Origin of the sequence: Streptomyces macrolidinus, from assembly GCF_023887685.1 — a bacterium.
In the GTDB taxonomy this organism is placed as follows: domain Bacteria; phylum Actinomycetota; class Actinomycetes; order Streptomycetales; family Streptomycetaceae; genus Streptomyces; species Streptomyces macrolidinus.
In genome coordinates this window covers 32,675-46,686 of sequence record NZ_JAMWMR010000013.1, presented here as the reverse complement: position 1 = coordinate 46,686, position 14,012 = coordinate 32,675, and the positions used below count along the sequence as shown (strand labels likewise).

Below are 14,012 nucleotides of genomic sequence, written 5' to 3'. Positions count from 1 at the left end.
GTGAGGTAGGTCTGCGTGAGGTGTGGCTGCGTCAGGTGGGTCCGCTTGAGGTGGGTCTGCGTGGGTGGGTCTGCGTGGGGTGCGCTGCGTTCGGGGGTGCCGCGTTCCCGCCCCGTGGTGGTCCAGGTGGGCGGCCGTGGGTCAGCGGTGCCCGGTGGCGAAGGCGCACACGAGGTCGGCGACCCGCATGACCTGGGCGTCCGTCAGCAGGTGGTGCACCGGCAGTGCGAGATGGCGGCGGGCGGCCTCCTCGGCGCCCGGCCAGCGGGCACCGGGCGGCGCGTAGGGAGCGAACGCGCCCTGGGCGGGCAGGGGTTGCGGATAATAGACGTGCGTCGCCACCCCGTGCTCGGCCAGATGGGCGGCGAGCGCTTCGCGGGCGTCGGCGAGGACCGTGTACACGTAGAAGCACCGGCCGTCCTGGTCGGGCGGTGGCGGGGTCACACCGTGGTCGATCAGCGAGGTGAAGCGCTCGGTGTAGTACGCGGCGATCTCCGCCCGGCGTGCGAGGCGCGCCGGGAAGCCCGCGTAGCGGTGTGTCTGGAAGGCGGCCTGGATCTCGTCGAAGCGGCTGTTGACGCCGAGGGCGTGGTGGACGAACCGCCGCCCCGCGTGCTGGCCGTGGTTGCGCAGCATCCGTACCCGCTCGCCCAGTGCCGCGTCGCGGGTGATGACCACGCCGCCCTCGCCGGGCATACCGCACGTCTTGACCTGGACGAAGGAGTAGACGCCCGCCTCGCCCCACAGCCCGGCCGGGACGCCGCGCAGCACGCCGCCCTGGGCGACCGCCGAGTCCTCCAGCAGGCGCAGTCCGTGTCGCTCGGTCAGTGCGGCGAAGCGGGGCATGTCGGCCATCACGGAGAACATGTGGGCCGGCAGCACGGCCTTGGTCCGCTCGGTGACGAGGCGTTCGGCCGCGTCTGGGTCCATGGTCATGGTGTCGGGCCGGATGTCGGCGAAGACAGGCGTGGCGCCGACGGTGACGACCGAGGAGGCGAGGGGCGCGCAGCCGAAGGCGGGCACGATCACTTCGTCGCCGGGGCCGATGTCCATGGCCCACAGGATCAGGGAGAGCGCCGAGGTGCCGCTGGAGCAGGCGACCACGTCGGCGGCGCCGAGATCCGCGCGCAGGAGTTCCTCGAAGGCGGCCGTACGGGAGCCCAGGATGAAGCGTTGCTCCGGGTCGAGACCCACCTCGCGGAGCAGGCCGAGCAGCGCGGGGCGGTCGGCTTCGAAGAGGGTGGGCGGGAAGAAGGGGACGGCGGTGGGGGGCGATGCGGTCATGCGGTGGTCCTCGTCGTGGCGAGGAAGGCGCCGATGGTGTCGCAGACGCGGTCCAGGTCGCCGGGGTCGAGATCGGGGTGGAAGGGCAGGGCCAGGGCGTGCCGGGCCGCCGACTCCGCGTGCGGGAAGTCGCCGGGCCGGTGGCCCAGGTGACCGAAGACGGGCTGGTGGGGCAGCGGCAGCGGGTAGTAGACCTCGGTGCCGATGCCCTGTCCGTCGAGGTGGGCGACCAGTGCGTCCCGGTGCTCGGTCTCGATCAGGTAGACGTAGTACACATCGCGGTCGTCGTACACGTCGTCGGCGGCGTACGCATCGCGGTCGTCGCACACATCGCCGTCGTCGTGCACGTTGCGGTCGGCGCGCATCTCGCGGTCGTCCGGTCTCGGCGCGGTGGTTCGCGGCAGGCGGCGGATCCCGGGGACGTCCCGCAGTCGGGCGGTGTAGGCGGCGGCCAGTTCGGCGCGGCGCGCGATGTGCTCCTCCAGGACGGTCAGTTTGGCGAGCAGGACGGCCGCCTGGATGTCGTCCATCTTGCTGTTCGTGCCCGACAGGGCGCTCTCGGTCGAGATGGCCGGGAAGTTGTTCAGCGTCCGGCCGGTCCTGCCGTGGTGGCGCAGGGCCGCGACGGTGTCCGCCACCCGCGGGTCGTCGGTGAGGACGGCTCCGGCGTCGCCGAGCGCGCCGAGGGTCTTGGAGGGGAAGAACGACAGGACGCCGCCGACGCCGTGCAGGCCCGCGTGAACTCCGCCACGGCGCATGCCGATCGCCTCGGCACTGTCCTCGACGACCGTCAGGCCGTGCCGTCGGGCGACCGCGGTGAGTGCCGCCATGTCGGCCATCGTGTGGAACAGATGGACCGGCATCACGAACCGGCTCCGCGAGGTGACGGCCGCGTCGAGCGCCGCGGGGTCCATCGCGTAGGTCTCCGGGTCGATGTCGACGAACTGCGGCTGCCCGCCCGCGAGGACGACGGCAGAGGCGGTGGCGAAGAACGAGTACGCGGGCACCAGGACCCCGTCGCCGGGGCGCAACCCGCAGGCGCGCAGCAGCAGTACGAGGGCGTCGGTACCGCTGTTGACGCCGATCACATGCCTGGCTCCGGTGTAGCGCGCGAGCGCCGACTCGAACTGTCCGACCTGTTTTCCATGGCTGAATTTGCCGCTGCGGAATACCTCGTCCACCGCGCTTTCGATGGACGGCCACAATCGTTCGAAAGTCCTTCTCTGGGAGAAGAAGGGAATCGGCCCGGCCGTCCCCGATGCGCTCGGTGATGCGCTCGGCAATACGCCCCCGGCCCGCGCTCGAATCTGTCCACTGGAAGGCAATGCCTCACCCGCCCCGTCGATTCTGTGGAGAGGCCGACAACGCTAGTCGCACCACCCCGATGAACGAGAAGGGAAAGGATCATCTTCACACTTTATGGGTAACGCAGTTCCGGATCACTTGACCCTTTCCTCGTAAGGCGGCAATAGTCGTGCGGCGCACCGGAGTTGTACGGGACGCGACGCGAACCGCGCGTTCCGCTCCCGGTCCGCTCCCGCCGTTCGCGCGCTCCGTCACCCCTTCCCTCTCTCCCAGGAGGCCCTGTGCTGCAGCCCCTCGTGGTCGGGCTCGGCCGCTCCGGATCCGGACTGCATCTGCGGGCGCTCGCCCGACTGGCCCGGCGGACCGCGGCCATGGGTGATCCGCTCGTCGCCCTGCCCGCGGTCGGCTGCGACCCGCGCGCCGAGGCACTGCGGGCCGCGGGCGCGCCCGGTGAGATCACGACCCTCACCACGCTGGAACAGGCCCTGGCCATGGTGGAGCCCGCCACGACAGTGGCCCATGTGTGCACCCCGCCCCGGCTGCGTCACGAGGTGATCGCGCGACTGGCCGGACACGGCGTCCGCCGACTGGTCGTGGAGAAGCCCCTCGCCGCCTCCGCGGAGGAACTCGACGCCCTGATCCGCCTTCGCGAGCAGGCGGACCTCGACATGGTGGTCGTGGCGCACTGGACCAGCTCCCGCCTCGCCGACCGACTGCGCCGGCTCGTCCGCGGCGAACGGCTCGGCCCCCTCCGCCGTATCACCGTGGACCAGCACAAGCCCCGCTTCCTGCGATCGCTCACCACCGAGGGGCATCCGACCGCCCTGGACGTGGAGATCCCCCACTCGTTGGGGCTCGCGCTCGACCTGGCCGGTCCGGCCGACCTGCGCGACGCGCGCTGCTGGGACCTGCGCTGCGAGGACCGTACGCTTCCCCGTCTCGGCGGCGCCCACGTCGAGTTGGAGCACCGCTCAGGGGTGACGACCGTGCTGCGGTCCGACCTCGGCGCGCCCGTCAGACAACGCAGCGTCGTCTGCGAGTTCGAACGCTCCACGGCCACCGCGCACTTCCCGTTGAGCGAGGACGACGACCACGCCCAACTCGTCGTCGCCGGTGAGTGCGACGCCGGGCACCACGTCTTCCGTGACGACGCCCTGACCGCGTTCTTCGAGGGCGCCTACCGCGACTTCGCCTCGGGAACGGCGAACGCCGGGAACTTCCCGCTCGCCTGCGCGACCGCCCGTCTGCTGTGCGCGGCCCGCGAGCACTGCGCCGTCGTAGCGCCAACCCCCGCCGGGAGCCGCTGACATGCCCGCACAAGACATCACTGGACAACGCATCACTGGACAACGTGGAGCTGGGCAACGCATCGCCGGGCACGGCGCGTTCGGGCCGCTCAGCGGTATCGGAGACGAGGCGGCGCCCGGCGTCGACGGCCAACTGGCCGCCCTGCGCCGCCTGGGCTGGACCGCCGTCGAACTGCGTGCCGTCGACGGCACGGCACTGGCCGACCTCTCCCCCACCGCCTTCGCCACGCTCACCCGTCAACTGGCCGACGCCGGGGTCACCGTGACCGCCGTGGCGTCCCGGATCGGCAACTGGTCCCGCCCCATCACCGGCGACATCGGCCTGGACCTCACCGAACTCGACGTACTGGCCGAGCGCTGCGCCGCCCTCGGCTGCCGACTCGTACGGATCATGTCGTACCCCAACGACGGCCTCCCGCAAGGGGAATGGGCCGACCGCGTGCTGGCCCGCACCGCCGTCCTCGCGGACCGCGCCGAGCGAGCGGGACTGGTGCTGGTGCATGAGAACTGCGCGGGCTGGGCCGGGGACCGGGCCGACCGCGCGCTACGACTGCTGCGCGCCGTCGACAGCCCGGCGCTGCGCCTGCTGTTCGACACCGGCAACGGCGTCCCGTACGGCTACGACGCCCCGGACATGCTCCGCGACCTCGCCCCCTACGTCGCCCACGTCCACATCAAGGACGCCGTACGGCTGCCGGACGGCTCCACCGCCTACACCCTGCCCGGCGAGGGCGACGCCGGGGTGGCCCGCTGTCTGCGGACCCTGGCCGCCCACGGCTACACCGGAGCGCTCTCCCTCGAACCACACCTCGCCGTGCGCCCCCACGAGGGGCTCACCCGGGCCGGTGAGGACGCCGTCGACCTGTTCGTACGGGCCGGTCGGGCGCTGGTCGCACTGCTGGATGCCGAGCGGCCCGGCGGGGGCCCGGCGTGAGCGGTCTGTTCACCGGTCGGTACCGCGCACTGCTGCTGGACCTGCTGCGTCTGCCGAGCGTCAACCCGCTGGAGGCCGGACCGGACGATCCGCCGTCCCGGCTGCCCCGCATCCTGGAGCGCTACGCGACGGTCGCCGCCGACGCCGGGTTCCGTACAGTCCGCCTCGCCGCTCCGCCCGCCGCCTGCCTGGACCGCCCCGGCGTTCCGGCCACCGTCCGCGCCGCGGCCCGCGATCCGCGTTTCCTCGCCGGTCAGCCCAGCCTGCTGCTGCGACTGGGACCCGAACGCCCGCGCGCGCGGACCGTGATGTTCAACGTGCATCTGGACACCGTCGCCGGACACACCCAGCCGGTCTTCGACGGTGTGCGGTTCACCGGCCGGGGCGCGGTCGACGCCAAGGGACCGGCCGTCGCCCTGCTCGCCGGGCTGGAGGCCGCCGCGGCCCACCCCGCCGTCGGACGGGATGTCACCGTGCTCGTCCAGGCCGTCGCCGGGGAGGAGGGCGGCGCGCTGGGCACCTACGGCACCCGACCGCTGCTGGAGGCCGGGCACCACGGGCGGCTCAACGTGTTCTGCGAGCCCACCGGTCTGCGCGCGCTGCCCCGCGCCACCGCCGCCATGACCGCGCGGATCACCGTCGACGGGCAGGACGCGGTGGACGACCACCCGGACGCCGGACACAACGCCACCGTGGTTCTCGGCTTCCTCGCCCAGCACCTCGCCGCCCGCCTGGACCGGGCCGTGCCCGGCACGCGGGTATGCGTCGGCGGGCTGCACACCGGCCGCGTCCACAACCGCGTCCACGGCACCGGCACACTGCTGCTGAACCTGTCGTACCGGCGCACCGCCGACGGCGCCGAGCTGGAGACCGCGGTGACCCGGCATCTCGCCGACGGCCTCTCCCGCTTCACCGAACTCTTCGGCGCCACGCAGGAGTTCGCCCGCACCGCGCGCGACGCAGCCCCTCTCACCCGGCTCACCTGGGACAAGCGGGGTCTGCCCGCTCTGGACAACCGCGATCCGTGGGCCGAGGCGCTCCTGAGCCGCGCGGGAGCCCGGCCCGCGGCCGACGACCCCGGCTTCACCTGCGACGCCGTCTGGTGCGCGGGGTTGGAGGGCGCCTTCACCGCCGTGCTGGGCCCCGGCTCCCTCGCCGCCAACCACGCTCACGCGCCAGGTGAGTTCATCGACCTCGCCGACCTGGAGGACTTCGCCGGTGTCGTCCGGCGACTCGTCACGTCCTTCGCCGAAGAGAACCGATCCCCTCTCCCGCAAGAGACCCGGAAGGAACCCGGATGACGGCACCCCCCGCCCATCGAGCGGCGGTCGAGCACACCCCCGTCCTCGTCGACCACGCGGAGCTGCACGCCGCGCTCACCGCCCGGTTCGCCGACCACGGCATCCCGGCCGCGCGGGCCCGGCTCGCCGCGGACGCCCTCTGCCACGGCGATCTGACCGGCCTCGACTCCCACGGTCTGTTCAACCTCGGCCGTCTCTACCTGCCGTTGCTCGCCTCGGGTCGCTGCGACCCCCGCGCCGAGCCACGGACCCTCACCGACCTGGGCGCCTGCGCGGTCGTCGACGCCCGCCGCGCGCTGGGTCTGTGGGCCGCCGCCGAGGCCATGGACGACGCCGTGGCACGCGCCGGGCGGTACGGTGTCGGCCTGGTCTCGGTCCGCGGGGCGACCCACTTCGGGTGCGCGGGCTTCCACGCCGTCCGGGCCGCGCGGGCCGGGATGATCGGCGTGGTCGCGAGCAACTGCGGCGGCCAGCGCATCGCACGGCCCCCGGGCGGCGCGGTGGCGATGCTCGGCACCAACCCGCTCAGCGTCGCGGCCCCGGCTCTCGACGGGCACCCGTTCCTGCTGGACATGAGCACCACCGTCGCGCCCACCGGCAAGGTCCGCGTCGCCGCCCGCCGCAACACCCCGGTGCCCGCGGGCTGGTTGGAGGACTCGACGGGCGCCCCGGTGACCGACCCGTCCGCCTTCGACCGCGGCGAGGCCTTCCTGCGCTGGCTGGGCGGGAGCGCCGAGAACGGCGTCCACAAGGGCTACGGGCTCGGCATCGCCGTCGAGTTGCTGGCCGCCGTGGTCTCCGGCTCGGCGGTCGGGCCCGCGCCCGCGGCTCTGGACGGAGACGGCCGGCCGCACGGCAGCGACGACGACATCGGCTTCTTCCTGCTCGCCATCGCGCCGGAGGTACTGCGCCCCGGCGCGGACATGGCCGAGACGACCCGGTCCCTGTTCGGCTCGCTCGTCGACTGTCCGCCGCTGCGCGAGGGCGAACCGGTGCGCTATCCGGGCTGGTGGGAGGCGGAACTCTCGGCCGAGCGGCGCCGCGACGGCATTCCCCTGCCCCCGCACCTGTACGACGAGTTGACCGCCCTCGGGCTCCTCGACGTCACCGGGAGCCGCCGATGACCCGGCCCCTGCGCCTCGGGGTCGTCGGCCTCGGCGCCATCTCCGCCTACTACCTCGCCGCCGCCGAGCGGCTGCCGGAGTGGAAGCTGACCGCCGTGTGCGACGCCCGCGCACAGACCCTGGAGCGGTTCCCCGGCCCGGCGGCACGCTTTCGCGACCATCGGACCCTGCTGGCCGAGGCACGGCCGGACGCGCTGGTCGTGGCCGTCCCCAACGATGTTCATCTGCCGGTCTGCCAGGACGCGTTGTCCGCCGGTGTCCCGGTGTGTGTGGAGAAGCCGCTCGCCCTGACCGCGGCCGAGGGACGCCTGCTGGTGGAGCTGGCGCGGCGCCATGAGGTCCCGCTGATGACGGCGTTCCACCGCCGCTACAACACCGCCGTACGCGACCTTGTGCGCCGGACCGCCGACCGGGAGATCCGCTCGGTCCACGTCCGCTACTTGGAGCGTATCGAGGAGCATCTCGGCGGCGAGGACTGGTACTTGGACCCGGCCCGCTGCGGCGGCGGCTGCGTCGCCGACAACGGCCCCAACGCCCTTGACTTGGTACGGCTGTTGCTCGGCGACCTCACCCTGATCGACTGCGAGATCCAACGCGACGGCCTCGGTATGGACCGCCGTGCGGTGCTCCGCCTGCGCGGCGCCACCGGAGCGACGGCGTGGGTCGAGCTGGACTGGTCGTATCCCGGTGAACGCAAGGACATCGAGGTGGAGTTGGCCGACGGGGAGGTGCTGGGCGCCGACATGCTGGCCGGACACACCGCCTTCAAGGCGTCGCTGTGGCACGAATACGAGGCGATTCTCCGGGAGTTCGCCGATCTCGCGGGCGGCCGGACCCCGGCCGGTCCGGGGGCGCACGGCGGCTTGCAGGCACTGGAGTTGGTGGAGGCGGCCTATCTGCGGGCCCTGCCCACGACCGGTGCGACTTCGACCGGTGCGGCTTCGGCTGATGCGACGGTGGCGGAGGCGGACCGGTGAACCCCGCGGAGGACGGCCCCAAGCGTGGGGTGCGCGGAGCGCTGGTCAAGGTGCTGGTGCATCGGCGCACGGACCGCGGTATGCGGCTGGAGGAGCACGCGGCGCGCTGCGTACGCGGCGGTGAGGTGCACGAGTTGGTCACCACCGACCAGTGGGACCCCCGCTCCGGCGCCCGGATCGACCGGGTGGGCTTCCTGGGCTTCGTGGAGCTGGAGTGCGGTGGTGTGATCGACCGGGGTGATGTGGTACGGATCGGGGACACCGTGGTCGGCACCGTGCTCGGGTACGACGCCTACCATCTGCCGAACCACTACAACATCCTGATCCATGCCGAGCGTCCGGTCAGCGGCCGGGACCTCGAGCTGCGGCCGGAGGCCGTCGTCACCTTCACCCAGGGGCGGGCCGAGGCGGAGCACACAGCGCACGGGTCCTGACCGACGAGGAAGGCCCCCGGACCCATACCCACCCCCATACCCGCACCCCGTATCCCGTATCCCGTACGAGCACACCGGGTGGCGCCGCCGACCACGAGCACGGCGGCGCCACCCGGGTCACCAGGGACGGTCGGGAAGGTCAGCCGAGGAGTTCGACCTCGAGCTGGCCGAAGTGGAACTCCCGTACGGCCTGGAGGAGTTCGTCTTCGGAGAGCTGTCCGTCGTCGTTCTTGTCGATCTTCTGGAACGCCTCACCGGCCTGGGAGAGCGGCACGCCGACGGCGTTCAGCCAGGCCTGGAACTCGCGGGCGTCGATCTGGCCGTTGTGGTCGTCGTCGCACAGGTGGATGAGCGCCTTCACGATGGGCGACAGGGCGCGGTTGAAGCTCGCCTCGCCCTCCTTGAACAGCATGTCCCCCGTGGCGTCGAGGAACTGCTGCCGGCTGATGGCCCCACCGGCCTTGACCCCGGCCTTCTCGGCCAGGTACTCGTACAGCCCCGTGAACGCGGCCTGGAGTTCCTGCACTTCGGGCGAGTCGGCGCTCTTGCCGAGGTTCTGGGCGATCCGCGCGGCCTCGCTCTGGAAGTCGGAGGCCTCGAGGACACCGTTGCCGTCGGTGTCCCACCTGTCGAAGCGCTTCACCAGGCGGTCGGTGGCGAGGGCGTTGCTCATGTGATGCTCCTTGTCTCGGATGATGCGTAGCGCGGACTGACTACGGCGCCTGGGCAGGGCCGCAACCGCGCAGGGCGGTGCCGTGCGCGGGCTCAAGGGACCGGCGGCTGGCCGGTCGAGGGGGTGCCGGACAGGACCGGCGGGAGGGTGAGAGGTCTGAGATCAGAGAAGGGTGAAGGTCGGAGAAGAGCGAACGTCTGAGAAGGGTGAAGGTCAGAGGAGGGTGACTCTGCTGCCCACGACGTTGCCGCGGGTGTCCAGCAGGGCGCAGCGGGCCTGGCCCAGTGCTTCTCTCGCGTAACAGGCGTGGTCCTGCAGCAGGATGGCCACATCGGCCTGGGCCATGGCGTCCTGCAAGTGCTCGGCGCGGGGCAGCGGTCGGCCGTCGATGGTGAACTCGGTGGCGTAAGGGTCGTGGTAGCGCACGTCGGCACCGGCGGCGAGGAGCCCCGCGGCGACCTGGCGTGCCGGTGTCTCGCGGACGTCTGCCACATCCGGCTTGTACGTGACGCCGAGCAGCAGGACCCGTGCGCCCTCGGGGTGGCCGCGCACCTCGGTGAGCAGGGTCAGCGCGCGGTCCACGACATGATCCGGCATACGGCTCAGTACGTCCTGGGCGGCGGCCAGTGTGCGGAAGGTGAAGCCCTGGGACTCGGCGCGGGCGGCGAGGTAGCGGGGGTCGACGGGGATGCAGTGGCCACCGACGCCGGGGCCGGGGCTGAACGGTGCGAAGCCGAAGGGTTTCGACGCGGCGCAGTGCAGTACGTCCCAGATGTCGATGCCGGTCTTGTGGCAGAACAGGGCTACCTCGTCGACCAGGGCGATGTTGACGTAACGGTAGGTGTTCTCCAGGAGCTTGGCCATCTCCGCCTCACGTGTGCCACGGGCGACGACGAGGTGGTCCACGAACCGGGCGTAGAACGCGACGGCGTGTTTGGCGCACAGCGCGGTGCAACCGCTCACGATCTTCGGGGTGTTGCGGATGGTCCAGGTCGTGTTGCCGGGGTCGATGCGCTGCGGTGAGAACGCCAGGTGGAAGTCCTCGCCCGCCCGCAGTCCGCTGCCGCGCTCCAGCAGGGGTCGTACGACGTCCTCGGTGGTGCCCGGATAGCTGGTGGACTCCAGGACGACGAGCGTGCCGGGACGCAGCCGGGCGGCGACGGCCTCGGCGGCGTGCTCGACCGCGGACAGGTCGGGTAACCCCTTCTCGGTGAGCCCGGTGGGGACGCAGATCACCACGGTCTGCGCGCCGTCCAGGACCGCGGGGTCGTCCGTGGCGTGGAAGCCCGCGTCCAGCATGGCCGTGACCTCGGCGTCGCCGACCCCGCCGACGTGTGAACGGCCCTTGGACAGGCCGTTCACCACCGTGTCGGACACGTCGTATCCGGCGGTCGTCAGGCCCGCCGAGACCGCGGCCCGGGAGAGCGGCAGTCCGACATGCCCCAGCCCCATGACGACGAGTTCGGCGGCCATGTGTGAATGTTCTCCAGGGTGTGGAAGCGGATGCGAGGCGAACGAGGCGGGGCGGGCGGGGCCGGGCTCAAGCGGAGAAGCTGCCGCTGCCGGGCGCCACGTGCGAGCCGTATCCGGGCTGGACGACGAGGCCGGGCGTCAGACAGAAGGGGTCGGCGTACACCGTGACCGGCTTGTCGGTGCGGTTCGTCAACACATGCGCGTCCAGGGGCAGTTTCTGGCACCCCTGCGGGTCGTGATAGACGGTCAACGGCGACAGTTCCGTCCTGAACACCACGACGTCGCCCTCTTCCGCGGCGGCGGCGGTACCGGAGGCGGCACTTACCGCGAGCAGAGCACTGACCGCGGCCAGCAGGGCGATTCGAGTACGGCGCATCTAATACTCCCTCTCAGTGGCGTCGTTGAGTTGATTATCTTCAGGTGGAACACCGGATAAGCGCGCGATCTCCGACAAGCACCTGAACCGGCGACGTGGTTAAGCGAAGTTGACGACAGGCCTGGTCAACGCTTTCGGTATGCGTGAACCGGGCCGGAACGGCGCGTCGTAGGGGCCGGGTGCGTGCGGGTGTGCCGGAAGAACGCGGCCAGGGCGATGGTCGACAGTGCGGCGAGCCAGGCGAGGCTGTTGGCCAGCGGGGTGATGGTGAGGCGGTGGGTGAAGCCTGCCTGGAGGGCGGTCTGCAGGGAGCCGTAGCTGGGCAGCAGCGTGATCAACGGGTTGTTGGCGGTGGTCGCGGCGACGGGGTTCTGGGGCGCGAGGTCGATGATGCTGATCATGATGATGGCGACCATGCCTTCTACCTCGCCGGGCAGGAACAGCGACAGGAAGAGTCCCATGGCCCCGTAGATCAAGGACGCGGCGAGTACGGCGAGGACGAGCAGGCCGGGCTGGAGCGGCCTCCAGTAGAGCAGCATCCAGCCCACCGCATAGGCGCTGACCACGGTGGCAGTGGCGAGCAGGGTGGTGAGTTTGGCCGCCAGCAGCGCGCCGCGCGGGTAGCCGGCCGCGGTCAGCCGTCGGTCGAAGGCACCGGTGCGGCGGGCGGCGCTGAACATCCAGAACCCGACCAGCAACGACACGGCGTTGAGGGACCCGCTGATCATGGTGATCTTGTCGCCGCCCGCGTGCAGGATCTCCCCGCTGGCGCGCAGCCGGAACGGGAAGAGGTCGGGGGTGGCGACGGTCTTGGCCACCGTGATCCACAAGGGCAGGAAGACGGCCAGCAGGATCAGGGCGAGGCGGTTCTTCGCCAGGGCCAGCAGGCTGTAACCGGCGGCGGTGCGGTAGGCGCTCACCCCTGTGCTCCCGTCGCCGGGGCCGGGTGGAGTCGGCCGTCGCCGAGTCGGTACAGGGCGTCCAGGCGCTGGGTGTCGTAGGCGAGGTGAGAGACGATGACCACGGTGCGGCCCGCTTCCCTCAGGCGATGGGCGATGTGCCAGAAGCTCATGTACGTCTCCCAGTCGAAGCCCTGGTAGGGCTCGTCCAGCAGCAACACCTCCGGATCATGCATCAGCGCCACGATCAGGTTGAGCTTCTGCCGGGTGCCGCCGCTGAGCGTCTTGACCGGCTGCCGGTCATAGGGGGTGAGCCCGAGTTCCCGGAACAGGCTCTCGGCCCGGTCCAGGCCGGGCAGCCGGTAGGCGATCTGGAACAGGCGCAGATGCTGACGCGGCGTCAGTTCCTCGTCCAGCACCGGGTACTGAGGGCAGTAGCCGAGGGTGCCGTCGATGTGCACGGCACCGGCGTCCGCGCCGAGATCGCCGCTGAGGATGCGCAGCAACGTGGTCTTGCCCGCGCCGTTCTCGCCGACGACGCCCACCAACCGCCCGCGGCCGACGCGCAGGCTCACATCGCGCAGGACGACCCGCGAACCGTACCTCTTGGCCACATGCTCCACCGTCAGGACCATGGCCTGTGACTCCCTCACCGACCCGGCGGCACGGACCCGAGCGTGTCCGGGTCCGTGAGGCGCGGCACCGAAGACTACCCCTGGGAGTAGGACGAATCCGACTCCACCACTCCGGGCGCACCCGCGAGATCGACAGCGCGGCCTCGTTCTCGTGGGTGCCACCGGCCCCGATAGGGTTTCGCTCATGCGTGATCTCGGGGTGGGCTTCGGCTACTTGGTGAAGGGGCAGCGTTGGGCTGCCGGGCACGGCAGGGCGTACGGCTTCGGGCTGTTGCCCGGACTGATCACCCTTGTGCTCTACGCGGCGGCGCTCGTCGCCCTCGCCGTGTTCGGCGACGACTTCGTCACCTGGGCCACCCCCTTCGCCGACGACTGGTCGTCGCCTTGGGGCGGCCTGTTCCGCGGGTTCCTGGTCGCCGTCCTCTTCGCGCTCGCGCTGCTCCTGGCCGTAGTCACCTTCACGGCGGTCACCCTTCTCGTCGGACAGCCCTTCTACGAGTCACTGTCGGAGCGGGTGGACCGCTCGGTGTCCCCGGACGGCAGCGCCCCGCAGTCCCCGCACTCACTCGGGCGCGAGCTGTGGATCTCGGCCCGCGACAGCCTCCGTGTCGTCGTCCGAGCGGCGCTCTGGGGAGTCCTGCTCTTCGCGCTCGGCTTCCTTCCCTTCGTCGGCCAGACCGTGATCCCGGTGCTCGGGTTCTTCGTCACCGGGTTCTTCCTGACCGAGGAGCTGACCGCGGTGGCGCTCCAGCGCCGCGGGGTCGAACTGCGCGAGCGCCTCGCGCTGTTGCGCGCCCGCAAGACCCTGGCCTGGGGCTTCGGCACTCCGCTCGGGGTGGCCTTCCTCGTCCCGTTCGTCGCGGTCTTCCTGATGCCGGGCGCCGTCGCGGGCGCCACCCTCATGGCACGCGACCTGCTGGACGAGGACATGGGCGAGGACGTGGCCGAGGACGCGACGGAGGACACGGCGCGGGACATCGCCGGGGGCGAGCGAGGTCTTGCCGACCGACTGGGCGCGTGTGGCCATGAGCCGTCTCCTTGAGCTGCTTCGTCAACGCGATCGTTGATCAGTCAAGTCGACGTCGGCGCGAGGGAACATACGGGAGACCACCAGGCCGGGGTGGGGACATTCCCCTCTCCGTACGGCTGTCCGACGGACCCAGAGGTGAAGCCCCAACCCCAGTCCTGCGTCGGGGAGTTGTGGCCGAACCGATCAACTCGGGAAGTAGTCGCTCAGTACGCGGCCGTCGACGCCACCGGCCCTGCGAGTGGCACCCACCGCGAGTGCTC

At 71.5% G+C, this 14,012-nt stretch carries 14 protein-coding genes; 7 read left to right on the top strand and 7 right to left on the bottom strand.

The window, feature by feature from the left end:
• Window positions 1-141 precede the first annotated feature (141 nt).
• Together NGF19_RS16330 and NGF19_RS16325 are read right to left on the bottom strand one after the other, a co-directional pair.
• Complete coding sequence (locus NGF19_RS16330; protein ID WP_252425651.1) at window positions 142-1,284, bottom strand: DegT/DnrJ/EryC1/StrS family aminotransferase; 1,143 nt, start codon at window positions 1,282-1,284, stop codon at window positions 142-144.
• Window positions 1,281-2,465, bottom strand: a complete 1,185-nt coding sequence (locus tag NGF19_RS16325; protein ID WP_308288491.1) for a DegT/DnrJ/EryC1/StrS family aminotransferase — start codon at window positions 2,463-2,465, stop codon at window positions 1,281-1,283. Before NGF19_RS16325 ends, NGF19_RS16330 begins: the two co-directional genes overlap by 4 nt.
• A gap of 405 nt (window positions 2,466-2,870) precedes the next feature.
• Here NGF19_RS16325 and NGF19_RS16320 point away from each other — a divergent pair, with 405 nt between their 5' ends.
• From NGF19_RS16320 to NGF19_RS16295, 6 genes are read left to right on the top strand one after another with little or no spacing between them, the layout of a single operon-like run.
• On the top strand, window positions 2,871-3,896 hold the full coding sequence (locus NGF19_RS16320) for a Gfo/Idh/MocA family oxidoreductase (RefSeq protein ID WP_252425650.1): 1,026 nt from the start codon (window positions 2,871-2,873) through the stop codon (window positions 3,894-3,896).
• A gap of 1 nt (window position 3,897) precedes the next feature.
• Complete coding sequence (locus tag NGF19_RS16315) at window positions 3,898-4,830, top strand: sugar phosphate isomerase/epimerase family protein (RefSeq protein WP_252425649.1); 933 nt, start codon at window positions 3,898-3,900, stop codon at window positions 4,828-4,830.
• Window positions 4,827-6,131 (top strand): M20/M25/M40 family metallo-hydrolase, encoded by a 1,305-nt coding sequence (locus tag NGF19_RS16310; RefSeq protein ID WP_252425648.1) that lies wholly within the window; start codon window positions 4,827-4,829, stop codon window positions 6,129-6,131. The genes NGF19_RS16315 and NGF19_RS16310 overlap by 4 nt, the downstream gene beginning before the upstream one ends.
• Window positions 6,128-7,255, top strand: coding sequence for an Ldh family oxidoreductase (locus NGF19_RS16305; protein WP_252425647.1), 1,128 nt, complete (start codon window positions 6,128-6,130; stop codon window positions 7,253-7,255). The genes NGF19_RS16310 and NGF19_RS16305 overlap by 4 nt, the downstream gene beginning before the upstream one ends.
• Window positions 7,252-8,232 (top strand): Gfo/Idh/MocA family protein, encoded by a 981-nt coding sequence (locus NGF19_RS16300; protein WP_252425646.1) that lies wholly within the window; start codon window positions 7,252-7,254, stop codon window positions 8,230-8,232. Before NGF19_RS16305 ends, NGF19_RS16300 begins: the two co-directional genes overlap by 4 nt.
• Complete coding sequence (locus NGF19_RS16295; RefSeq protein ID WP_252425645.1) at window positions 8,229-8,666, top strand: DUF6917 domain-containing protein; 438 nt, start codon at window positions 8,229-8,231, stop codon at window positions 8,664-8,666. Before NGF19_RS16300 ends, NGF19_RS16295 begins: the two co-directional genes overlap by 4 nt.
• A gap of 139 nt (window positions 8,667-8,805) precedes the next feature.
• Here the strand turns inward: NGF19_RS16295 and NGF19_RS16290 are convergent, their stop codons facing one another.
• From NGF19_RS16290 to NGF19_RS16270, 5 genes are all read right to left on the bottom strand, one after another.
• Window positions 8,806-9,339, bottom strand: a complete 534-nt coding sequence (locus NGF19_RS16290) for an EF-hand domain-containing protein (RefSeq protein ID WP_252425644.1) — start codon at window positions 9,337-9,339, stop codon at window positions 8,806-8,808.
• A 213-nt stretch (window positions 9,340-9,552) separates the two neighbouring features.
• Window positions 9,553-10,812, bottom strand: coding sequence for a nucleotide sugar dehydrogenase (locus NGF19_RS16285; protein ID WP_252425643.1), 1,260 nt, complete (start codon window positions 10,810-10,812; stop codon window positions 9,553-9,555).
• A gap of 67 nt (window positions 10,813-10,879) precedes the next feature.
• Window positions 10,880-11,188 (bottom strand): hypothetical protein, encoded by a 309-nt coding sequence (locus NGF19_RS16280; RefSeq protein WP_252425642.1) that lies wholly within the window; start codon window positions 11,186-11,188, stop codon window positions 10,880-10,882.
• 125 nt (window positions 11,189-11,313) lie between these two features.
• On the bottom strand, window positions 11,314-12,108 hold the full coding sequence (locus NGF19_RS16275) for a hypothetical protein (RefSeq protein ID WP_252425641.1): 795 nt from the start codon (window positions 12,106-12,108) through the stop codon (window positions 11,314-11,316).
• Window positions 12,105-12,722 carry an ABC transporter ATP-binding protein gene (locus NGF19_RS16270; protein ID WP_252425640.1) on the bottom strand — a complete coding sequence of 206 codons (618 nt, stop codon included), beginning with the start codon at window positions 12,720-12,722 and terminating at the stop codon, window positions 12,105-12,107. Before NGF19_RS16270 ends, NGF19_RS16275 begins: the two co-directional genes overlap by 4 nt.
• Before the next feature lie 184 nt (window positions 12,723-12,906).
• Between NGF19_RS16270 and NGF19_RS16265 the strand changes: the two genes are divergently transcribed.
• Window positions 12,907-13,764, top strand: a complete 858-nt coding sequence (locus NGF19_RS16265) for an EI24 domain-containing protein (protein WP_252425639.1) — start codon at window positions 12,907-12,909, stop codon at window positions 13,762-13,764.
• Window positions 13,765-14,012 lie beyond the last annotated feature (248 nt).

Coding starts and splice junctions, on each gene's coding strand:
- NGF19_RS16330 (WP_252425651.1), bottom strand. CDS start 1,284: ATGACCGCATCGCCCCCCACCGCCGTCCCCTTCTTCCCGCCCACCCTC.
- NGF19_RS16315 (WP_252425649.1), top strand. CDS start 3,898: ATGCCCGCACAAGACATCACTGGACAACGCATCACTGGACAACGTGGA.
- NGF19_RS16305 (WP_252425647.1), top strand. CDS start 6,128: ATGACGGCACCCCCCGCCCATCGAGCGGCGGTCGAGCACACCCCCGTC.
- NGF19_RS16300 (WP_252425646.1), top strand. CDS start 7,252: ATGACCCGGCCCCTGCGCCTCGGGGTCGTCGGCCTCGGCGCCATCTCC.
- NGF19_RS16290 (WP_252425644.1), bottom strand. CDS start 9,339: ATGAGCAACGCCCTCGCCACCGACCGCCTGGTGAAGCGCTTCGACAGG.
- NGF19_RS16285 (WP_252425643.1), bottom strand. CDS start 10,812: ATGGCCGCCGAACTCGTCGTCATGGGGCTGGGGCATGTCGGACTGCCG.
- NGF19_RS16280 (WP_252425642.1), bottom strand. CDS start 11,188: ATGCGCCGTACTCGAATCGCCCTGCTGGCCGCGGTCAGTGCTCTGCTC.
- NGF19_RS16270 (WP_252425640.1), bottom strand. CDS start 12,722: ATGGTCCTGACGGTGGAGCATGTGGCCAAGAGGTACGGTTCGCGGGTC.
- NGF19_RS16265 (WP_252425639.1), top strand. CDS start 12,907: ATGCGTGATCTCGGGGTGGGCTTCGGCTACTTGGTGAAGGGGCAGCGT.